This is a genomic window from Polaromonas sp., assembly GCF_039930745.1.
In the GTDB taxonomy this organism is placed as follows: domain Bacteria; phylum Pseudomonadota; class Gammaproteobacteria; order Burkholderiales; family Burkholderiaceae_C; genus Polaromonas.
Genome location: NZ_JBDTTH010000015.1, coordinates 14,091 through 33,798, shown reverse-complemented (window position 1 = coordinate 33,798; position 19,708 = coordinate 14,091). Strand labels below are relative to the sequence as shown.

18 protein-coding genes are annotated in these 19,708 nt (G+C 62.6%); 8 read left to right on the top strand and 10 right to left on the bottom strand.

Annotated elements, in window-relative coordinates; all coding sequences use genetic code 11:
- The first annotated feature begins 87 nt into the window (after positions 1-87).
- The gene (locus ABI660_RS07610) at positions 88-1,179 is read left to right on the top strand and encodes a 3'-5' exonuclease (RefSeq protein WP_348066516.1); all 1,092 of its coding nucleotides are present in this window, start codon (positions 88-90) and stop codon (positions 1,177-1,179) included.
- On the opposite strand, the gene ABI660_RS07605 is transcribed toward ABI660_RS07610, so the two are convergent.
- Entirely contained in the window at positions 1,176-1,781 is a 606-nt protein-coding gene (locus ABI660_RS07605) for a DUF938 domain-containing protein (RefSeq protein WP_348066514.1), read from the bottom strand. The genes ABI660_RS07610 and ABI660_RS07605 overlap by 4 nt on opposite strands.
- Before the next feature lie 122 nt (positions 1,782-1,903).
- Here ABI660_RS07605 and ABI660_RS07600 point away from each other — a divergent pair, with 122 nt between their 5' ends.
- Complete coding sequence (locus ABI660_RS07600) at positions 1,904-2,395, top strand: hypothetical protein (RefSeq protein WP_348066512.1); 492 nt, start codon at positions 1,904-1,906, stop codon at positions 2,393-2,395.
- Positions 2,396-2,406: 11 nt separating this feature from the next.
- Here the strand turns inward: ABI660_RS07600 and rsmI are convergent, their stop codons facing one another.
- Positions 2,407-3,246, bottom strand: a complete 840-nt coding sequence (gene rsmI, locus ABI660_RS07595; RefSeq protein WP_348066563.1) for a 16S rRNA (cytidine(1402)-2'-O)-methyltransferase — start codon at positions 3,244-3,246, stop codon at positions 2,407-2,409.
- A 289-nt stretch (positions 3,247-3,535) separates the two neighbouring features.
- On the opposite strand from rsmI, the gene ABI660_RS07590 reads away from it, so the two are divergent.
- The 3 genes from ABI660_RS07590 to ABI660_RS07580 all read left to right on the top strand — a co-directional run bounded on the left by ABI660_RS07590 (position 3,536) and on the right by ABI660_RS07580 (position 5,368).
- Entirely contained in the window at positions 3,536-3,985 is a 450-nt protein-coding gene (locus tag ABI660_RS07590; protein WP_348066510.1) for a YraN family protein, read from the top strand.
- Between the two features lie 111 nt (positions 3,986-4,096).
- Entirely contained in the window at positions 4,097-4,693 is a 597-nt protein-coding gene (locus ABI660_RS07585; protein WP_348066508.1) for a phosphoheptose isomerase, read from the top strand.
- On the top strand, positions 4,694-5,368 hold the full coding sequence (locus ABI660_RS07580) for a BON domain-containing protein (RefSeq protein ID WP_348066506.1): 675 nt from the start codon (positions 4,694-4,696) through the stop codon (positions 5,366-5,368). It abuts the gene before it with no gap.
- Between the two features lie 294 nt (positions 5,369-5,662).
- Here ABI660_RS07580 and ABI660_RS07575 read toward each other — a convergent pair whose 3' ends face one another.
- Positions 5,663-6,577: an NAD(P)-dependent oxidoreductase gene (locus tag ABI660_RS07575; RefSeq protein WP_348066504.1), complete on the bottom strand. Its 915-nt coding sequence runs from the start codon at positions 6,575-6,577 to the stop codon at positions 5,663-5,665.
- Positions 6,578-6,656: 79 nt separating this feature from the next.
- The gene (locus ABI660_RS07570; protein WP_348066502.1) at positions 6,657-7,070 is read right to left on the bottom strand and encodes a tautomerase family protein; all 414 of its coding nucleotides are present in this window, start codon (positions 7,068-7,070) and stop codon (positions 6,657-6,659) included.
- A gap of 92 nt (positions 7,071-7,162) precedes the next feature.
- On the opposite strand from ABI660_RS07570, the gene ABI660_RS07565 reads away from it, so the two are divergent.
- On the top strand, positions 7,163-8,110 hold the full coding sequence (locus ABI660_RS07565; protein ID WP_348066500.1) for a LysR family transcriptional regulator: 948 nt from the start codon (positions 7,163-7,165) through the stop codon (positions 8,108-8,110).
- A gap of 15 nt (positions 8,111-8,125) precedes the next feature.
- Here the strand turns inward: ABI660_RS07565 and ABI660_RS07560 are convergent, their stop codons facing one another.
- Both ABI660_RS07560 and ABI660_RS07555 read right to left on the bottom strand, forming a co-directional pair.
- Entirely contained in the window at positions 8,126-9,262 is a 1,137-nt protein-coding gene (locus ABI660_RS07560) for a PilT/PilU family type 4a pilus ATPase (RefSeq protein WP_348066499.1), read from the bottom strand.
- A gap of 150 nt (positions 9,263-9,412) precedes the next feature.
- Complete coding sequence (locus ABI660_RS07555) at positions 9,413-10,456, bottom strand: type IV pilus twitching motility protein PilT (RefSeq protein ID WP_077592542.1); 1,044 nt, start codon at positions 10,454-10,456, stop codon at positions 9,413-9,415.
- 33 nt (positions 10,457-10,489) lie between these two features.
- Here ABI660_RS07555 and ABI660_RS07550 point away from each other — a divergent pair, with 33 nt between their 5' ends.
- Positions 10,490-11,206, top strand: a complete 717-nt coding sequence (locus tag ABI660_RS07550) for a YggS family pyridoxal phosphate-dependent enzyme (RefSeq protein WP_348066497.1) — start codon at positions 10,490-10,492, stop codon at positions 11,204-11,206.
- Positions 11,207-11,338: 132 nt separating this feature from the next.
- On the opposite strand, the gene ABI660_RS07545 is transcribed toward ABI660_RS07550, so the two are convergent.
- The 3 genes from ABI660_RS07545 to ABI660_RS07535 all read right to left on the bottom strand — a co-directional run bounded on the left by ABI660_RS07545 (position 11,339) and on the right by ABI660_RS07535 (position 13,740).
- Positions 11,339-11,911: a DUF3617 domain-containing protein gene (locus ABI660_RS07545; protein WP_348066495.1), complete on the bottom strand. Its 573-nt coding sequence runs from the start codon at positions 11,909-11,911 to the stop codon at positions 11,339-11,341.
- Positions 11,912-11,956: 45 nt separating this feature from the next.
- The gene (locus tag ABI660_RS07540; RefSeq protein WP_348066493.1) at positions 11,957-13,096 is read right to left on the bottom strand and encodes an ABC transporter substrate-binding protein; all 1,140 of its coding nucleotides are present in this window, start codon (positions 13,094-13,096) and stop codon (positions 11,957-11,959) included.
- 164 nt (positions 13,097-13,260) lie between these two features.
- Positions 13,261-13,740: an Lrp/AsnC ligand binding domain-containing protein gene (locus ABI660_RS07535; protein ID WP_348066491.1), complete on the bottom strand. Its 480-nt coding sequence runs from the start codon at positions 13,738-13,740 to the stop codon at positions 13,261-13,263.
- A 94-nt stretch (positions 13,741-13,834) separates the two neighbouring features.
- On the opposite strand from ABI660_RS07535, the gene ABI660_RS07530 reads away from it, so the two are divergent.
- Positions 13,835-16,924 carry an L-glutamate gamma-semialdehyde dehydrogenase gene (locus ABI660_RS07530; protein WP_348066489.1) on the top strand — a complete coding sequence of 1,030 codons (3,090 nt, stop codon included), beginning with the start codon at positions 13,835-13,837 and terminating at the stop codon, positions 16,922-16,924.
- Positions 16,925-17,206: 282 nt separating this feature from the next.
- Here ABI660_RS07530 and ABI660_RS07525 read toward each other — a convergent pair whose 3' ends face one another.
- The gene (locus ABI660_RS07525) at positions 17,207-19,675 is read right to left on the bottom strand and encodes an EAL domain-containing protein (protein WP_348066487.1); all 2,469 of its coding nucleotides are present in this window, start codon (positions 19,673-19,675) and stop codon (positions 17,207-17,209) included.
- Between the last annotated feature and the right edge of the window lie 33 nt (positions 19,676-19,708).

Below are 19,708 nucleotides of genomic sequence, written 5' to 3'. Positions count from 1 at the left end.
GCTTCCAAAGGCGGCACGGTTATGGTTCCAGGGACACGGTCACTGATGCATGCCTCGCTACCACGCAACCGGCGAGAGAGAGAAACCATGAGTTTTCTGGGCCACATTCACCATGCAGCAACCGATGAAGCCCTGCGCTCCGCAAACGAAGAGGCCAGGGTGCCCACGTTGACCGGCCAGCTGGGATTCGGATTTGACGATGCCACGCCGGCATCGCCTGTGCCCGGTCCCTCGAAAATCCGCAAGGCTAAAGCCGCACCGGCAGTTTCTGCAGTGCTGGGACCAGAAGCCATGGCGCGCTTGCTAGACAGCCATGCTGACTACCGCGTGCTGCGGCGCCTGCCGGTGGTGTCGCAGTTTGCGCACCAGCCCGCGGGGCCTGTCACACGTGTGTTGATTCTGGACACTGAAACCACCGGCTTGGACCCTTCGCGCGACCGCATCATGGAGCTGGCCCTGCTGAGCGTCGATGTGGAAACCGCGACAGGGTTGCCAACCGGCAGCGTCGAGGTGTATGACGGGCTGGAAGACCCCGGCATGCCGATTCCCCAGGAAGTGCAGGCCCTCACCGGCATCAGCGATGCGATGGTCCGCGGCCACAAGCTGGACGAACAGCGTGTGCTGGCCATGCTCGCCGAGGCGGACCTGGTGATCGCCCACAATGCCGGCTTCGACCGCCCTTTCGTGGAGGCACGCCTGGCGCGGTTTGCGCAATTGTCCTGGGCCTGCTCCTTTGCCGATCTGGACTGGAAGAAGGAGGGCCGCAGTTCGGCCAAGCTCACCCATCTGGCGCTGGAACTGGGCTGGTTTTACGATGCCCACCGCGCCGAAATGGACTGTCACGCGTTGCTGGCGGTGCTGGTCAGCGCGCTTCCGCTGTCCGGGCAGACGGGTCTGGGGCAACTGCTTTCTGTCGCAGCCCGCCCCAGTTATCGGCTGCAGGCAACCGCCGCACCATTTGATGCCAAGGATCTGCTCAAAGCCCGGGGCTACCGCTGGGACGGAACCCACAAGGTGTGGCACACCCGTCTCAGTGACGAGGCCCAGCTTCAGGCCGAATGCGACTGGCTCAAAGGCACGGTTTATGCAAACCGTTCTGCACGCGTCCAGGTCGAATGCTTTGATGCGGGCAACCGGTATTCGCTGCGCCCAGGCAGGGTCGAGTCACGCCCGCTTTAACCGGCAGTGTCCTGACGGCGCTGCCAGGTGAAGCAGCGGTTGTTGGCTGGCATGGCGCAGTCTTCCAGCAGTTGCATGCTGGCCTGGGTTGCCAGACCATGGACCGCCTCAAAATCACGCAAACCGCTTTCGGCGTTGCCGGCGCGCAGCATGGCGTCAAAGCGGGCATTGCTCTCGCTGGTAAAACGGCCGCCATAGTTGAAGGGGCCATACACCGTCAGCAAGCCGCCCGGCGGCATGCGCCGTCCCAGTTCCATGAACAGGCGCTGCACCTCGGGCCAGCCCATGATGTGCAGGGTGTTGGCGCTGAAGACTGCATCGAACTTTACGGCTGGCCAGTCCTGACGCAGGTCAAGCGGCAAGGGCGCGGGGGTGTTTGGCAGTCCGGCTTCGTCGAGCCAGAGCTGTATTCCGGGCAGTCTGTCTGCGACGTCCGAGGTTTGCCAACGCAGCCAAGGCAGGGCGCGCGCGAAATGCACGGCGTGCTGGCCGGTGCCGCTGCCGATTTCGAGCACCGAACGCCGGTCCGCAAAACGATCGCGCAGGATCGCCAGGATGGATTCGCGGTTTCGCTCGGTGGCGGGGGCGTGGGGTTTGTCCATGACGCCCGATTGTCGTCGGCCCGGGAACTGTCGCGGAAGAGGCTTGTCGAATACACATGGCGGGTATGGCGCATCATGCAACCTACTGCGGCCAGCGGCTCGGAGACAACAAAGGAATTGCCATGCGAATAGCCAGGATTTTTCTCCTGCTGGCCATCAGCCTGTTCTGGCTCGGTGCCTGCGCGCTCCATCCTTTCAGTGCCGTCAGCCCTGGCATGACACGCGAAGAGGTGGTCGCGCGCGTAGGCCAGCCCGGCGCCGTCGTGTCCATCCCTCAGGGCACGCGTCTGCAGTATTCCGGGCAGCCCACCGGGCAGTTTGCTTTCATGGTGGATCTTGATGCAGGTGGACGTGTGTACAGCGCCCGACAGGTTCTCAACGCCCGGGATTTTGCGCGCATAGAACCCGGCAAATGGACGCGTGACGACGTGTTGCGCGAGTTCGGGCGCCCGGCGCTTGTCGATCAGGTGGCTTCCTGGCCGGGCGACATCCTGACTTACCGATGGTATGACCTGCAGGACCTTTTTTACTGGGTTTATCTGGACGGCAACCAGGTGGTGCAAAGAGCCCACCCCGGAATGGAATTCCGCAATGATCCGAACGACCGGGATTGAATGTCGGAGCCTCAGGCGTTTTTCAACAGCAGGGCAGCTTCGTAAAGCTCGTTGCGCGGTGCGCCGGTGATGTCGGCCGCGAGCTTGACCGCGGTTTTAAGCGGCAGCTCGGCGAGCAGCAACTGCAGCACGCGGTGGCCGTCGTCCGTGGCCCGGGCCTCTTCGCCCGGATGCAGCACCAGCGCAAATTCACCGCGCATGCGCTGGCTGCCCGCGTCCAGCCAGGCGGCCAGGTCTTGCGCAGCCACGGTAGCGATCTCTTCAAACTGTTTGGTCAGTTCGCGGCCGACGGTCACCCGCCGGCTGCCAAGCGGCGCCAGGGCGCGGGCGAGGGCTTCGATGCGATGCGGGGCTTCGAGGATGACCACGGCACGTGGGTCTGCCTGCAGCGCCAGCACGGCCTGGTCCCGCTCCAGCGCCTTCGAAGGCAGGAAACCGGCAAAAACAAAACCCGAGCCCCCGCCGATGCCCGCCACGCTTAATGCGGCAGTCACGCTGCTGGCGCCGGGCAAAGGCAGGATGGTCAACCCGGCTGCGCGCACGGCTGCCACCAGCCGGGCGCCGGGGTCGCTGACAGCGGGGGTGCCGGCGTCGCTGACATAGGCGACGCGTTCGCCGCGTTGCAGCCGTTCAATCACGAGCAGCGCCGCCTCTTCCTCGTTGTGTTCATGCACAGCGAGCAGGGGCTTGTCGATGCCGTACTGGCGCAGCATGGTCTGGGTATGGCGGGTATCTTCGCAGGCAATGGCGTGCACCAGCTGCAGCACATGCAGCGCCCGCAGGCTGATGTCCGACAGGTTGCCGATGGGCGTGGCCACCACATACAGCGCCGCTTCGGGATAATGCTGCATGCCTGCCGCCGCGCGCGCCGCGGGGAGTGCCAGGTCAAAGGAAGCGTTCAAGCTAGAAACCGCAGTTGGACGCGCCCGAGTGGGTCGTCATGGCGTGGGTTGGGTAGGCGCGAGAACGCAGCAGGCTCATGCCTGCAAGGACGAGTAACGCCCCCAGGCCGCGCCAGGGCGGATCAATCGGGTGCGTAGCGGGGCCGCTTGAGCGGCGAAGGTTGTTCCGGGAGGACAGGGTGATGAGCATGTGGATTTTATTCAAGGGGAGAGCGGTTAACTGCCGTTTCTAGCTCGTATGTGGTTTTCCAGGAAACAGGTTGCAAAAGAGCTGGCCGCCGACGGCGTTGGCGGGGAAACGCCCGGCCAGATTACCACCAAGCGCCTGGGCGACGCGGCCGAGTCGCTGGCGCTGGCGCATCTGGTGCGCGCCGGGATGAAGCTGGTCGAGGCCAATTATCGAACCCCGGGCCGTGGCGGCGGCGAGGTGGACCTGATCATGCGGGCACCCGACGGCACGCTGGCGTTTGTCGAGGTCCGCCAGCGCAAGGGCGACGGGCACGGTGGCGCGGCAGCCAGCGTCGGCGCTGTCAAGCAGCGGCGGATCATCTTTGCGGCGCGTCACTACCTGATGCGCTTCGCCAGCATGCCGCCCTGCCGCTTTGATGTCGTCACGGTGCAAGGCCGGATGGATGCGCCGGAGACTGTCGTGGTCGAATGGCTGCGCGGTGCTTTTGACACGGACTGAGATGCTTGTGGACAGCGGTTTCATCCCCATTTTGTAACCATGCATTGCGCCTGGCGGACCTGAAGGGGTTGCCGGACGCGAAACGAAAACTTGACCCGGTATCATTGACCCATGCTCGAACAACGCATTGAACAGCACTTTATCGACAGCGCCGACCTGAAGTACCAGGCCGCGCAAATCCTTTCCAAACCCATTGCCGCGGCCGTGCAGGCCATCCTGGCCAGTGTGACCAGCGGCGGTAAGGTGCTGGCCTGCGGCAATGGCGGCTCGGCGGCGGATGCCCAGCACTTTGCGGCCGAATTTGTCGGGCGTTTTGAGCGCGAGCGGCCCGAACTCGGCGCGATAGCGCTGACCACCGACAGCTCTATCCTCACGGCGATTGCCAATGACTACGATTTCAGCGTGATTTTTTCCAAACAGGTGCGGGCATTGGGCGGCGCCGGCGATGTGCTGCTCGCGCTGAGCACCAGCGGCAACTCGGCCAATGTACTGGCGGCCATCGAGGCGGCGCATGAGCGCGAGATGACCGTGGTGGCGCTGACCGGTAGGAACGGCGGAAAAATGGCTGCCGCGCTGCGCGAGACCGACGTGCACATCTGCGTGCCGCACGAGCGCACCGCACGCATTCAGGAAGTTCATCTGCTGGCCCTTCACTGTATTTGTGATGGCGTGGATGCCCAGTTACTTGGTGACCAGGAGAACATTTAAATGACAGTCAAAGCAAAGCGCAACCCTTCGGCCATTTTCGGTCGGCTGCTGCTGGCGGCCTGTGCCGCGGCGGCCCTGGGCGGCAGCCTCACCGCCTGTTTTCCGCTGGTGGCCGGGGGCGCGCTGGCCGGGGGGGCACTGGTTGCCACTGATCGCCGCACCTCGGGTGCGCAGCTTGAAGACGAAGGTATCGAGCTGCGTTCCATGAGCCGGCTGCGCGACCAGATCGGCAGCCGCGCCCGGGTCAGCGTGACCAGCTACAACCGCCAGGTGCTGCTGACCGGCGAGGTCCTGAACGAGCAGGACAAAAAGCTGGTTGAGCAGGTGATCTCGCGGGTGGAAAACGTGACCTCCGTGGTCAACGAGCTGGCCATCATCAACAGCCCGTCGCTGGTTCAGCGCTCCTCCGACGTGCTGATCACCGGCCAGGTCAAGGCATTGTTCATTGATGCCAAAGACCTGTATGCCAACGCCTTCAAGGTGACCACCGAGCGCGGCACTGTTTACCTGATGGGACGCGTGACGCAGCGAGAAGCCGACCGTGCCACCGACATCGTCCGCAGTGCGCGCGGTGTGCAGAAAGTGGTGCGCATTTTCGAGATCATCAGCGAAGACGAACTGCGCAGCCTGAGGCCGCAACAGTCCCAGCAGCCCGCCAACGCAGCTATCAAATAGTTCAGCGCCAACGCGCGGGGCCCTGTTTTTTCGCAGGGCCGTCCCAGGAACACGCGCCCCTCGAGGGGCTGGAGCCTGCGGCTCCAAAGCTGCTTGAGCAGCTTTGGACAGGCGACAGAGGCGAAGCGTCTCGCGAGCCGCGGCCTGCAAGGCCTCGGGCGCTACACGCAGTGAGCAACCGTGGGGGCTCTTCTCTTTTCAAGCAGGGGCCGCGGATCTGGCTTCGCCAGTCCGCAGGCGCAGCGGCCCCCTCGGGGGGCAGGGCGCTACACGCAGTGAGCAACCGTGGGGGCTTTATTTGATCCGTTTGATCAGGCTGGACGTGTCCCAGCGCTGCCCGCCCATCACCTGAACGTCCCCATAAAACTGGTCCACCAGCGCCGTCACCGGAAGCCGCGCGCCATTGCCCTTGGCTTCGTCCAGTACCAGGCCCAGGTCTTTGCGCATCCAGTCCACCGCAAAACCGAAGTCGAACTTGTCGGCCACCATGGTCTTGCCGCGGTTGTCGAGCTGCCAGCTTTGCGCAGCGCCCTTGCCGATGACGTCCAGCACCTGGTTCATGTCCAACCCGGCCTTCTGGCCGAAAGCAATGGCTTCGCTCAGGCCCTGTACCAGCCCGGCGATGCAGATCTGGTTAACCATCTTGGTCAGTTGGCCGGCGCCGCTGGTGCCCATCAGCGTGAAGGCTTTGGAAAACGCCATGCCTACCGGCCGGGCGGCCTCGAACGCCGCCGCATCGCCACCGCACATGACGGTGAGCGCACCGTTTTGCGCACCGGCCTGGCCGCCTGACACGGGCGCGTCGACAAACTGGAGCTTCAAGGCCTGCGCAGCCGCATACAGCTCGCGTGCCACGTTGGCCGAGGCCGTCGTGTGGTCCACAAAGATGGCACCAGGCTGCATGCCGGCAAAGGCACCGTCTTTGCCCTGCGTTACCCCGCGCAAGTCGTTGTCATTGCCAACGCAGCAGAACACAATGTCGGCACCCTGTGCCGCCTCACGGGGCGTTGGCGCATGTTTTGCCCCTTTGCTGTTTGCAAATTCATCGCACCACGCGATAGATTTGGAGGCGGTCCGGTTGTAGACGGTAATTTCGTGGCCCGCCAGCGCGAGATGCCCAGCCATCGGATAGCCCATGACGCCGAGGCCAAGAAAGGCCACTTTGCGGGAGGGAACGGATTCATAGGTTTTGGGGTTGGTCGATGACATGGGCGATACCTTTAAAGCTGTTGGTGTCAGAGTGAGAGCGGCAGTCCGGGAAACAGGTCACGTCACAACCGGGCTGGCTTCATTGACTGTATTGAGCGATTCCCAAGCCGAAAGACCAGTTCTCCCGGCTGGATTCCACGAGGTTAATTATCACGTCGGCGGCAGAAAAAGAGCTGACCCGGGAAATATCCGAGGCGACTCTGGCATACAGTGCTTTTTTCATTTCGAGGCTGCGGCCTGGCGCACAGGTAATCTGCACAAAAACAACGGCCCCCGAGTGGTTGACACCCAGGTATTCGGGTGTGCAAACCAGTTCTTCATGACCGTGGCGATGAATGACCTGGAACCGGTCAAGCTCCGGCACATTGAAGGTTTCGACCATGGCGCGATGGATGGTGTCAGACACTGCGGCCACTTCGGCGGAAGGGGTGGTTTGGGGTAGGCTGATTCGAACGAGGGGCATAAAAAACTCCTTGGCGGGGTTGAAGGTCAAGCGGCGGGATGCGCGCCTTGCCAATGTGCTGGAAATGATTCCTTTCGGAAACCCCTTGCTCTGCATGATGCTTGTGCTCAAAATGCACAAGCATGAAGAACCTCAGCCTTGATGACTTTGCCTTGTTTGTGCAGGTTGCCGCCTTGCAATCGCTGTCTGCCGTGGCGCGTGAGCGAAGTGTGGCGGCCAGCCATGTGTCCAGGGCGTTGGCCCGGATCGAAGAGGCGTGTAACCTGCGCCTGGCGCATCGCACCACTCACAACCTCTCTCTGACAGACGAAGGCGAGGTTTTCCTTGAATACGCCCAACATATGGTGGACGAGCATCGCCAATTGGAGGCCAGTCTCGGAAGCCGGAGCAAGGCGGTGAGCGGCACGGTTCACATCAGCGTGAGTCAGCTGCTTGCGCAATACGTGCTGACGAGCCGTTTTGCAGCGCTTCGAACTCTGCATCCAGACTTGCACATCAATCTGCATATCGACGACCGCATGGTCAGCATGGCGCACGAAGGCATCGACATTGCCGTACGCGCCGGCATTCCTCCTGCAGATACTTTGATCGCCCGTTCACTGGGAAAACATGGACGCGCCTTGTATGCCGCGCCTGGCTACCTGAGAAAGTACGGTGCTCCTCGTACGCCGGCTGATCTCGCATCGCACAGTCTGATCGGCAACACAGCTGTTCCAGCCCATAACCGCTGGGATTTTCTGGTCGATGGCGTGCGTACTGCGGTGGATGTACGAGGGCAGATAAGCGTGAACAGCAGCGCGGCGGTGGTATCCCTTGCCCTGGCCGGCGCCGGAATCGCGCGTATCAATGACGTGGTCGGGCGGGATCTGGTTCGGGACGGCCGCTTAAAACCGGTGCTCGCGCGTTACGGGGTACCGGGAGAGTACGCGATTTACGCCGCTATCCTGGCCGGGCGACACCGGGCCCCGAAGATTCGCGCCACCATGGACTACCTTCAAACCTGCTTTGCCGCTTTTATGCAGGCAGCCGCTGCAGGGGAAGTACCGGCGAAAGGTGGCGCGCCGGTCTAGGCGCCTGTCGGGCTCCTAGACAATGGACATGTGTTCCGTGCCCGCTGCCAGGTCTTGCGTTTTGGCGCGCTGGGAATTGAGCTTGATCTGCAGCCGCAGGTCGTTGACCGAATCGGCGTTGCGCAGCGCATCTTCGTAGGTGATCATGTTGCTTTCGAACGCATCGAACAGTGCCTGGTCGAAAGTCTGCATGCCCAGGTTGCGGCTTTTCTTCATGATCTCCTTGATTTCGGAGACTTCGCCCTTGAAGATCAGGTCAGAGATCAGAGGCGTGTTGAGCATCACTTCAACTGCGGCAATCCGTCCCTTGCTGTCCTGCTTGGGCACCAGGCGCTGGGAGATCATGGCTTTCATGTTGAGTGACAGGTCCATCAGCAGCTGGGCACGGCGCTCTTCCGGGAAGAAGTTGATGATGCGGTCCAGCGCCTGGTTCGCGCTGTTGGCGTGCAGCGTGCAAAGGCACAAATGACCGGTTTCTGCGAAAGCCACGGCATGTTCCATGGTTTCGCGGTCGCGTACCTCGCCCATCAAAATCACATCGGGTGCCTGCCGCAGCGTATTTTTCAGCGCGGCTTCCCAGCTGTCGGTGTCCAGGCCTACTTCGCGCTGGGTGATCACGCAGTTTTTGTGGGGGTGTACAAACTCCACCGGGTCTTCAATCGTGATGATGTGGCCGAATGAGTTTTCATTGCGCCAGTCCACCATGGCGGCCAGGGTGGTGGACTTGCCCGAGCCGGTAGCCCCCACCAGAATGCACAGCCCGCGCTTGGACATCACCACGTCCTTGAGCACCTGCGGCACGCCCAGGCCGTCGATGGTCGGCAGCACGGCCGGAATCACCCGCATCACCATGCCGACTTTGCCCTGCTGGATGAAGGCGTTGATACGGAAACGGCCGATGCCGGGTGGTGAAATGGCGAAGTTGCACTCCTTGGTGCGTTCGAACTCGGCGGCCTGCTTGTCGTTCATGATGGCGCGGGCCAGCGCCAGCGTATGGGCGGCGTTCAGCGGCTGCGGCGACACCTTGGTCACTTTGCCGTCAACCTTCATCGCAGGCGGAAAGTCGCCGGTGATGAACAGATCGCTGCCGTTGCGGCCGACCATCAGTTTGAGAAGGTCGTTGATGAATTTACTGGCCTGGTCGCGTTCCATTTGCGGCTCCTAAAAAATAATGCCCCCACGCTCCCCACTTCGTGTGGTTCGCTGCCCCCCGAGGGGGCCGCTGCGCCTGCGGCCCGGCGAAGCCGGTTCCGCGGCCCCTGCTTGACGGGGACGGGTCCATGTTGCGAGTGTGGGCCATGTTCAGCCCGGGAAGTTCTCGGGGATTTTGGCTTTGCCGCGCGCTTCGGCGGCAGAGATGACGTTGCGCTTGACGAGATCGGTCAGGTTCTGGTCCAGCGTCTGCATACCCACGCTGTTGCCGGTCTGGATCGACGAGTACATCTGCGCCACCTTGGCCTCGCGGATCAAATTGCGGATGGCGCTGGTGCCCAGCATGATCTCGTGCGCGGCCACACGGCCCTGGCCGTCCTTGGTCTTGCACAGGGTTTGCGAAATCACGGCCTGCAGCGACTCGGACAACATCGCGCGGATCATGTCTTTTTCCTCGGCCGGGAACACGTCGATGATCCGGTCAATGGTTTTGGCGGCGCTCGAAGTGTGCAGCGTGCCGAACACCAGGTGGCCGGTTTCAGCGGCGGTCATGGCCAGGCGAATGGTTTCGAGGTCGCGCATCTCGCCGACCAGGATGGCGTCCGGATCTTCCCGCAAGGCGGATTTCAGCGCCGCGCTGAAGCTCAGGGTGTGCGGGCCGACCTCGCGCTGGTTGATCAGGCATTTTTTTGATTCGTGCACAAATTCGATCGGGTCTTCCACCGTCAGGATGTGGCCGTATTCGGTCTCGTTCAGGTAGTTGACCATGGCGGCCAGCGTGGTGGACTTGCCCGAGCCGGTGGGGCCGGTGACCAGCACCATGCCGCGCGGCTTCATGGCCAGATCGCCGAAAATCTTCGGCGCGTTGAGCTGCTCCAGTGTCAGGATCTTCGAGGGAATGGTCCGGAACACGGCGCCGGCGCCGCGGTTCTGGTTGAAGGCGTTGACACGGAAACGCGCCAGGCCGTCAATCTCGAAGGAGAAGTCGATCTCCAGGAACTCTTCGTAGTTCTTGCGCTGGGTGTCGTTCATGATGTCGTACACCATGGCGTGGACCTGTTTGTGGTCCAGCGGATCGACATTGATGCGCCTGACATCGCCGTGCACCCGGATCATGGGCGGCAGGCCCGCAGACAGGTGCAGATCGGACGCCTTGTTCTTGACGCTAAAAGCCAGCAGTTGGGTAATGTCCATCCCGAGGGTCCCTCAAAAGTTTACAGTTGGATTATGACCATGATTGTGCGCAACCTCCAACATGTCCGTGACCGTATAACCACGGCCTGCGTGGCCGCCGGGCGCAACCCGGCCAGCGTGCGCCTGCTGGCCGTGTCCAAGACTTTTGGCGTCGATGCGGTGATCGACGCGATGTCCGACGGGCAACGCGCTTTCGGCGAGAACTACATACAGGAGGGGGTCGAGAAGATTCTTGCGGTTCGCGCCTGGGAAACCGACGGCCTTCCGGGGGCCATCCCTTCGCAGTGGCACTGCATAGGCCCGGTACAAAGCAACAAGACGCGCTTGGTGGCCGAGAGCTTTGACTGGGTGCAGTCGGTGGACCGCCTCAAGATTGCACAGCGCCTGAGCGAGCAGCGCCCTCCGGATTTGCCGCCGCTGCAGGTCTGCCTGCAGGTCAATATCGATGGTGGGCCGACGAAGTCGGGTGTGGCGCCGCAGGAGGCCCTGGCGCTGGCGGCCGAGGTCGCCCGGCTGCCCCGGCTGCAGCTGCGCGGCTTGATGTCGATTCCTGAGATCGCTCCTGATTTCATAGCTGCTTGTGCAGTCCACCAAAGGGCTGCAGACCTTTTTGATCAAATAAATCGCGCTGGTGTGCTGCCGCAGGCCATGGACACGCTGTCCATGGGCATGACCGCAGACCTGGAAGCTGCCATTCATGCCGGCAGCACCATGGTGCGGGTAGGGACGGCGATTTTTGGTGGCCGTTAGGCCCCCACGCTTGAGCGACCGTGAGGGCTCTTCTCTTTTCAAGCAGGGGCCGCGGATCTGGCTTTGCCAGTCCGCAGGCGCAGCGGCCCCCTCGGGGGGCAGGGAGCTACACGCAGTGAGCGACCGTGGGGGCTATTTCTTCGGCGGAGCCAGCGGTTTGATGTTGCCGCAGTCTGCCGACAGCCATTTGCCGCCGCCGTCCATGGTCATGGTTTCCGGTTTGCCTTGCACACTGGTTTTCATGGCCATCTTCATGGTGTAGGCCTCGGGGCTGACAAAGGTGACCTGGCCTTCACCGCTGGAGGGTGGCTGGGTGCAGACAAAAGACATCTTCATGGTGTTGCCCATGCGTGGGGTGGTGCTGGTCTTGCAATCGCCTTGTTGTGAGGGCAGCTCGTTGCGCTCTATGCTTTCCTTGGTCATGCAGATTTTCACGGCCATGCCGCCACCCGCACCCGCACCCATGGACATGCCCTGTTTGGCCATCATGTCCTGCATCATCTTGCGTTGATCGGGCGGCATGCTGGCGAGCTGTTTCTGCATGTCGGCCATGGCTTTTTCAACCTGGCCCGAGCCGGACTGCATCTTGTTGTTGATCTCCCACAGACCGGGCTTGAGGGTCTGTGCTGTCGCTGGCTGGGCGCCGAGGGCAAGCAGTGCCAGCGCGGCAATACTCCACAGGCGATAAGGTGTCAGGTCATTCATGGCGGGTCCTCCCCAAAAAAAACATCACTATAGGGTGAACAGGCCCTATCGCACAAACCGGCCGCCCCGGCCGATGATGGTCAGGTCGGTGTAGCGCGAGCCCTCGTGGTTCTTGGGCCCATAGTTGACCATGAAGCCGCCCAGGTTGACCTCGCGCATCGACTCCAGCCCGGTGACCAGGCTCTCGCGCGTCAGCGTCTTGCCGGCGCGGCGCAGACCCTCGACAAACACCTTGGCCGCCAGGAAGCCTTCCATGCTGGAGAAGTCGAAGTCCTTGTGGCCGGCCTCAGTCATGCGCTGCTGGTACTCGCGCACCACGGCAGACGAAGGGGTGTAGGGGAAAGGAACCACCTGGGAAATCGTGACGCCGGCCCCGGTGTCTCCGAGTTCGGCCGACAGCGCGGTAGAGCCCACAAAACTCACGTTGAAGAACTGGCCGCCATAAGCCTTGGCACGCGCCTGTTTGATCAGCGCCGCGCATGACTTGTAGGCACTGATCTGTATCACCGCCTCGGGCGAAGTTTTCAGTATTTCGGCCAGCGCTGCAGTGACGTCCACCGTGTTGCGCTCCACTGTTACGGTGGCTGCAGGCTTGAGGTTGCGTTTCGTCAGTGCCCGCGTGACGCCTTCGAGCCCGGCCTTGCCGTAGGAGTCGTTTTGGTAGAACACCGCGATCTTCTTGATGCCCAGGGTGCTCAGGTGCTGCACGATGCTTTCGGTTTCGTCAAAGTAGCTGGCACGCACATGAAACAGGTTGCGATTGAAGGGCTCGCGCAGGGCTTGCGCGCCGGTGAACGGGCCGATCAGGGGAATACCGGCCGCATTGATGGCCGGTACCGCCGCCAGCGTGGTCGGCGTGCCGACCGATCCCACCAGCGCAAACACCTTGTCTTCCTCGATCAGCGCCTTGACCGCGGCCGCCGCTTTCTCCGGCTCATACCCGTCGTCTCGCGACACCAGTTTGATGCTGCGGCCGTTGACGCCGCCAGCTGCATTGACCGCATTGAAATGCGCCAGCATGCCCAGCTGCATGCGTTTGCCCAGTTCCGCCGCCGGTCCGGTCTGGGCGGCAAACTGGCCCACCAGGATTTCCTTGTCCGTGACGCCAATGTCAGCAGCATGGCCGGAGGCCATCAACACAGTCGAAAGCAGGGCGCTGGCAGCCCATGGGCGGTAGACAGTCATCGTGATCCCCTGGTGTGGTTGACCGGCATGGACAGCATTGCTATGCAAAACAAAACCTATCCCTGGTTCAACTTAGTCCAAGAGATTGACTATGGCAACGTGGTTTGCCCCCGAACTGTTAACTTTTTACTGAAAAATGCGGCAGATTGCCGGCTCTTGCTGTTTCATGGGCCCAGCGCCAGCCGGGTGGTGCTTTTCACTTCTTCCATCACCGCATAGGTGCGGGTTTCGCGCACGCCCGGCAGTTGCCAGAGCGCAGTGCCGGCGAACTGGCGGTAGGCGGCCATGTCGGCCATGCGGGTCTTGAGCAGGTAGTCGAAGCCACCGGCAACCATGTGGCATTCCATGATTTCGGGGTACACCTGCACCGCTGCCTTGAAAGCTTCGAATACATGAGGCGTCGTGCGGTCCAGCAGCACTTCCACAAATACCGTCATGCCAGCGCCCAGCTTGAGCGGATTCAGCCGCGCCTCGTAACCGAGGATGTAACCGTCGCGCGTGAGCCGCTGCACGCGTGCCAGCACGGCCGTGGGCGACAGCGCCACGCTCTCGGCGAGTTTGAGGTTGGAGATGCGCCCGTCCTGCTGCAGCACGCTCAGGATTTTCAGGTCAATGCGGTCTATGTCTGCCGGGGCTTCGGTCATGTAGTGAATTATTCAGTATTCGTGGCTAATTTTGGCGTGAAATTTATCTTGAATCAAGACAACATGGCGTTATTCACCAAATTACGGAGTTTTTATGCCGCAGCAGCAGCGCCTGCCCTTTTCTTATCGGCCAGAGGCCGACATTGTGTCCAGCCATCTGAAAAAACTGGCTTCCGCGCTGGACTGGGCGGCTGCCGCGCCGCTGGCTCGCCCCTGGGTGCAGGCCGTGCGCGACAACCCGCCGCCGTTCTGGGCCATGGAAAGTCTGCTCAAGGAATACCCGATTTCCAGCGCCGAAGGCCTGGCCCTGATGCGCCTGGCCGAAGCCCTGCTGCGCGTGCCTGACGCAGAAACCGCGATTGCCCTGACGGCCGACCAGCTCGGCCGCGCCGACTTTGACGGTGCCAGCGACGGCGTGATGGCGCGCCTGTCGGCATCGGCCATCGCCATGTCGAAGAAGTTTCTGCCTGAGGATGGCCAGAACAGCATCATGAGCAAGCTGGGCGCACGCACCGTGGTGGCGGCCACCTTGCGTGCCGTTCAGCTGCTGGGCCGGCAGTTTGTGCTGGGCCAGAACATTGGTGAGGCGATGAAAGAAGCCGACCGCTCGCGAAAAGACATCCCCGGCCTGCGCTTCAGCTACGACATGCTGGGCGAGGGCGCCCGCACCGGCGCAGATGCCCTGCACTACCTGGCCAGTTACGAAGACGCTATTAAATCAATAGCTGTTCGCGCAGATGTGGAAAGGGCTTGTGAGCAAAACGACGGTATATCCATCAAGCTCAGCGCGCTGCACCCGCGGTATGAGGACGCGCAGCACGCCCGCGTGATGGCCGAGCTGGTGCCGCGCGTCTGGGGGCTGTGCGAGATGGCCGCGCGCGCCAACATCAACCTCACCATTGACGCCGAAGAGGTAGACAGGCTGGAGCTTTCTCTCGACGTATTTGAAGCGCTGGCTGCTCTGGTGGCGCAGCAGCACCCGCAGTGGAAGGGCTTCGGCCTGGCGCTGCAGGCCTACCAGACGCGCTCGCTGGAGCTGATTGAACACGTCATAGTCATCGCGCGAAAATACGGTCTGCGCCTGATGTGCCGCCTGGTCAAGGGCGCGTACTGGGATTCGGAGATCAAGCGCGCGCAAGAGATGGGCCTGCCGCACTACCCCGTGTTCACCCACAAGCACCACACCGATGTTTCTTATCTCGCCTGTGCCCAAGCCCTGCTGGCCGCGCCCGACGCGATATACCCGCAGTTCGCCGGGCACAACGCGGGCACGATTGCGGCGATTATTCAGATGGCTGCCTCGCAAGGCGGGGCGCCCTCACCCCAGCCCTCTCCCGGAGGGAGAGGGGGCCATTCAGGGGCGGTCTTACCCCCTCTCCCCTCGGGAGAGGGCGGGGGTGAGGGCTGTGCGCACCCGGCGACAGCCCAGTTTGAATTGCAGCGGCTGCACGGCATGGGAGAGGGCGTGTTCCGCGAGGTGTTGAAAAACCCGCAGATCAGTTGCCGCGTGTACGCGCCTGTAGGCGCGCACCGCGACCTGCTGGCCTACCTGGTGCGCCGGCTGTTGGAAAACGGCGCCAACTCCTCTTTTGTGCACCAGCTCGCCGACGAGTCGGTGGGCATGGACGTGTTGCTGACTTCGCCGCTGCGCATGGAGCCCGAGGCTTCGCTGCCCTTGCCGCCGGCCCTGTACGGCGCCGGCCGTCCCAACAGCGAGGGGCTGGACCTCACGGTTGAAAGCATGCGTGCGCCACTGCTGGCCGCGCTGGCGACCACCCAGGTGCCGGTGGTCCCGGAGTTTGATGCCAAATTGACCTCTGGCCCTTTGAGTACGGGCGTAAGCAGCTATCAAAAATGGAGCAAAGTAGATGTGGCCGAGCGCTCTGCCACGTTGCGCCGCGCCGCCGATGCCATGCAGCAGCACCTGCCCATGTTCTGCGCCCTGCTGGTCAAGGAAGCTTTCAAGACTTGGGGCGATGCCGTGTCCGAAGTGCGCGAGGCAATTGACTTTCTGCGCTACTACGCGGGCGAGGCCGAACGCATCATGCAGCCTTTAGCGCTGCCTGGGCCGACCGGCGAGACCAATACATTGCGCCTCACCGCGCGCGGGGTCTGGGTTTGCATCAGCCCCTGGAATTTTCCGCTGGCTATTTTCACCGGCCAGGTGGCCGCGGCGCTGGCCACCGGCAATGCCGTCATCGCCAAACCCGCGGAGCAAACACCCGGCGTGGCGCTAGCGGCCGTGCGCCTGCTGCATGCCGCAGGGGTGCCCGAAGGCGCGCTGCAACTGCTGCACGGCCCCGGTGAAACCGTGGGGGCCGCGCTGGTAGCGGCACCGGGTATCGCTGGCGTGGTCTTCACCGGTTCTACCCAGGTGGCCAAAATCATCAACCGCACGCTGGCCGCCAAAGACGGCCCGATTGTTCCGCTGATCGCCGAAACCGGTGGCATCAACGCCATGCTGGTCGACAGCAGTGCGCTGCCAGAGCAGGTGGTGGACGCCGTGGTGCAAAGCGCCTTTCGATCGGCCGGCCAGCGCTGCTCGGCGCTGCGCTTGCTGTGCGTGCACGAAGGCATCGCCGACACGGTGATTGAAATGATCCAGGGCGCCGTGCAAGAGCTCACCGTGGGCAACACCGCCGAACTCGCCACCGATGTGGGCCCGGTGATAGACCGCGAGGCCTTTGACAACATCCAGAAGCACCTGCAGCGTCTTGGATCAACATCAAAAGTTCTTGAAGCCCCGGAGGGCCGTGCGCAAGCAGCTCCTGATTTCATAGCAAATCTGGTTCCGCCAGCCGCCTTTGAAGTGGGCAGCATCAGTGAAGTGAAAGCCGAAATTTTCGGTCCGGTGCTGCAGATCGTGCGCTGGCGCGGCGACCCTGCCGCCGTCATCGCCGAGATCAATGCCCTAGGCTACGGCCTGACGCTGGGCATCCAGACCCGCATCGATTCGCGCGCCCAGGCGCTCGCTGCCGCCGCGCACGTCGGCAATGTCTATATCAACCGCAACATGATAGGCGCCGTGGTGGGCGTGCAGCCCTTTGGTGGTGAAGGCCTGAGCGGTACCGGCCCCAAAGCTGGCGGTCCCAACTACCTGGTCCGCTTTTGCGCCGAGCAAACGGTGACGGTCAACACCACGGCGGCGGGGGGTAATGCGTCGCTGTTGTCGGGTGCGGCTTGAACGGCCAGCTTCGGCCCTTTCGATAGAGGCAAGTTAGCCGCGTTGCGCGACTTTTGTGCGGGCCTGCTCGAACACTTGCGCGGGCGGCGCTGTGCCGGACAGCAGCATATTGAAAGACATCAGCCTCGGGAATGCGCCGGATGCGACGCAGAGCTGTTGTGCACGTGCCGCCTGAGGGGCTGTGGGCCATTCCAAGCGCAACTTTTCAATGAAAAGTGCCTTCTGCCCTTGTCTCATGGACGCAAGCAGCTATTAAATAAGTAGCAAAAACCGCTGCCTCCATCACGCAGCCTGGCCCGCCGGCGCCTTGTGCAGCGTGGCGATAAACACTTCCAGCTGGTCGATCGGCAGCGGCTTGCAGAACAGGTAGCCCTGAAAGCAATGGCAGCCGTGGCGCGCCAGGAAGTCGCGCTGGGCTTCGGTCTCCACACCCTCGGCCATCACGCCCAAGCCCAGGCTTTGCGCCAGGCCGATGATGGTGCGGGCAATGGCGGCATCGTTCGGGTCGGTCAGCACGTCCTTGACAAACGCGCGGTCGATCTTGAGCTGGTCCAGCGGCAGGTGTTTCAGGTAAGACAGCGCCGAGTAGCCGATGCCGAAGTCATCAATCGACAGCGTGACCCCGGCTTCCTTGAGCAGGCCCATCTTGGCGATGGTGACTTCCATGTCGTAGGCCAGCAGGCTCTCTGTCAGTTCCAGCTTGATCCGATGGGCGCTGATGCCGTACTGCGTGATTGCGCTCATGACCTGATCCACAAACTCGGGATGGCGGAACTGGCGTGCGCTGACATTGATGGCGATGCTGAACTTTTCAGTGTCGGGCCGCGAGCCCCAGAGGGCCAGTTGGGCGCTGGCGGTTTCCAGCACCCATTGGCCCAGCGGCAGGATCAGGCCGCTCTCTTCGGCTTGTGCAATGAAGTTGTCGGGAAACACGACACCGCGCTCGGGGTGGTGCCAGCGTACCAGGGCTTCCACACCCACCATCTGCCCCTTGGGGCCGACCTGTGGCTGGTAGTGCAGCACAAACTGCTGGTTGCGCAGGCCCAGCCGCAGTTCGGAAGTCAGCGCCGCGTTGGCCGTGGCCACCGCCTGCATGCCGGGGTCGAAAAAGCAGAGGGTGTTGCGGCCCGCGGCCTTGGCCTGGTACATCGCCAGGTCGGCCTGCTTGAGCAGTTCGCCCACATGCTGCTGGTGCTGGGTGATCAGCGTAATGCCGATGCTGCAGGTGCCGTCGTAAGGATGGCCGGCCAGGTCGCAGGGCTCACCCAGGGAAGTCAGTATTTTCCGGGCAACCACCTCGGCCCCGGCGCGGGCCAGTGCCGGGTCGTCGCCCAGGTCTTTCAGCAGGACCACAAACTCGTCGCCGCCCAGCCGGGCCACGGTGTCACGCAGCCGCACGCAGGTATTCAGGCGAGCGGCCACTTTTTGCAGCAGCAGGTCGCCTGTGGCATGGCCGCGCGTGTCGTTGAGCACCTTGAAATTGTCCAGGTCGATGAACATCAGCGCGCCGGTCCTGTCGGGGTTGTCATGGTCCCCCAGGGCCAGCCGCAGGTTGTCCGTGAGCAACTGGCGGTTGGGCAACTGCGTCAATACATCGTAAAAAGCCAGGTGCGCGATTTCCTCTTCGGCCGCCTTGCGTGCGGTGATGTCGCGTGCCACGGCCACCCAATGTGTGAGCCCGCGGTTGAAGTAATCCACCGGGACGATATCCAGCTCCAGCCAGAACTCCTCGCCGTTCTTCTTGTAGTTGATGAGCTCCGCGCGCACGGGGCTGGCCTGCTCCAGCGCCAGCCGGATGCGGTCCAGTTCGGTACGTTGCGTGCGCGGGCCCTGCAGCAGGCGCGGGCTTTGGCCCAGCGCTTCAGCCGGGCTGTAGCCGGTCCGCCGCTCAAAGGCGTCGTTGACAAACACAATACGCGGACCCGGTGCATCCACGGAGCCCGCCTCGGTGATCAGCACGATGTCGTTCAGGCGGGAAATGCTGGTTTGCAGCAACAGCTGCTGTTCCTGCGACTGGCGCCGCCCGGTGACGTCGCGAAGATAAACCGCCAATCCTTCTTCAAAGGGATAGGCGCGCAGTTCCAGCCATTTTCCCAAGGCTGGATGAAACTCTTCAAATTCGGCGCTTTGTCCGTTTGTCAGTGCGCCGCGGAGTTCTTTCTCCAGACGGCCCGCGTCATTGCAGGCCAGCTTTTCCCAGATCAGCTGGCCCAGGAGCTCACTGCTTTCGCGGCCAATGACTTGCCCGCTTTCCGCATTTGCGAACGTGATGCGCCCATCGCGGTTCAGGGTGACGAAGGCGTCCTGGATGCTGGCCAGCGTGGTGCCAAGGCGCATGGTCAGGCTGTGCGCCACCTGCTCGGCGTGTTTTTTCTCCGTCAGATCCTGTAGCACGCCGAAAATTTTCACCACGGCGCCTGTCGCACCGCGCGAGCCCGACCCCAGAGATCGGACCCACCGGGTCTGTCCCTCTGTGGTGAGAATTTGCACCTCCTCGTCAAACGGCTGGGCATGTTGCAGGCACGCTTGCAATGCCGCAGTCATACGGTCCCGTGAAGGAGGTGCAAAAAAGTCCAGCACTTCCTCAAACGCCGGCAACGCGCCGGCTTTCGTGCCGAACAGCAGCGCCAGGCCTGGCGTGCAGGTGAGCCGGCGCTGCGGCAGCTCCAGTGTCCAGGCGCCCGCGTCAGCGGCTTTTTCCAGCAGGGTCAGAAGAGGGTTGTCGGGTTCCGAAGCAGGAGCGGCATGCATGTCCGACGCTAACACGCGCCTGCTCTGCGCTGC

What these genes read in the sequence shown, in the direction of transcription:
- ABI660_RS07610 (WP_348066516.1), top strand. Translation starts at nt 88, where the DNA reads ATGAGTTTTCTGGGCCACATTCACCATGCAGCAACCGATGAAGCCCTG.
- ABI660_RS07605 (WP_348066514.1), bottom strand. Translation starts at nt 1,781, where the DNA reads ATGGACAAACCCCACGCCCCCGCCACCGAGCGAAACCGCGAATCCATC.
- ABI660_RS07600 (WP_348066512.1), top strand. Translation starts at nt 1,904, where the DNA reads ATGCGAATAGCCAGGATTTTTCTCCTGCTGGCCATCAGCCTGTTCTGG.
- rsmI (WP_348066563.1), bottom strand. Translation starts at nt 3,246, where the DNA reads ATGCAGCATTATCCCGAAGCGGCGCTGTATGTGGTGGCCACGCCCATC.
- ABI660_RS07590 (WP_348066510.1), top strand. Translation starts at nt 3,536, where the DNA reads ATGTGGTTTTCCAGGAAACAGGTTGCAAAAGAGCTGGCCGCCGACGGC.
- ABI660_RS07585 (WP_348066508.1), top strand. Translation starts at nt 4,097, where the DNA reads ATGCTCGAACAACGCATTGAACAGCACTTTATCGACAGCGCCGACCTG.
- ABI660_RS07580 (WP_348066506.1), top strand. Translation starts at nt 4,694, where the DNA reads ATGACAGTCAAAGCAAAGCGCAACCCTTCGGCCATTTTCGGTCGGCTG.
- ABI660_RS07575 (WP_348066504.1), bottom strand. Translation starts at nt 6,577, where the DNA reads ATGTCATCGACCAACCCCAAAACCTATGAATCCGTTCCCTCCCGCAAA.
- ABI660_RS07565 (WP_348066500.1), top strand. Translation starts at nt 7,163, where the DNA reads ATGAAGAACCTCAGCCTTGATGACTTTGCCTTGTTTGTGCAGGTTGCC.
- ABI660_RS07560 (WP_348066499.1), bottom strand. Translation starts at nt 9,262, where the DNA reads ATGGAACGCGACCAGGCCAGTAAATTCATCAACGACCTTCTCAAACTG.
- ABI660_RS07555 (WP_077592542.1), bottom strand. Translation starts at nt 10,456, where the DNA reads ATGGACATTACCCAACTGCTGGCTTTTAGCGTCAAGAACAAGGCGTCC.
- ABI660_RS07550 (WP_348066497.1), top strand. Translation starts at nt 10,490, where the DNA reads ATGACCATGATTGTGCGCAACCTCCAACATGTCCGTGACCGTATAACC.
- ABI660_RS07545 (WP_348066495.1), bottom strand. Translation starts at nt 11,911, where the DNA reads ATGAATGACCTGACACCTTATCGCCTGTGGAGTATTGCCGCGCTGGCA.
- ABI660_RS07540 (WP_348066493.1), bottom strand. Translation starts at nt 13,096, where the DNA reads ATGACTGTCTACCGCCCATGGGCTGCCAGCGCCCTGCTTTCGACTGTG.
- ABI660_RS07535 (WP_348066491.1), bottom strand. Translation starts at nt 13,740, where the DNA reads ATGACCGAAGCCCCGGCAGACATAGACCGCATTGACCTGAAAATCCTG.
- ABI660_RS07530 (WP_348066489.1), top strand. Translation starts at nt 13,835, where the DNA reads ATGCCGCAGCAGCAGCGCCTGCCCTTTTCTTATCGGCCAGAGGCCGAC.
- ABI660_RS07525 (WP_348066487.1), bottom strand. Translation starts at nt 19,675, where the DNA reads ATGCATGCCGCTCCTGCTTCGGAACCCGACAACCCTCTTCTGACCCTG.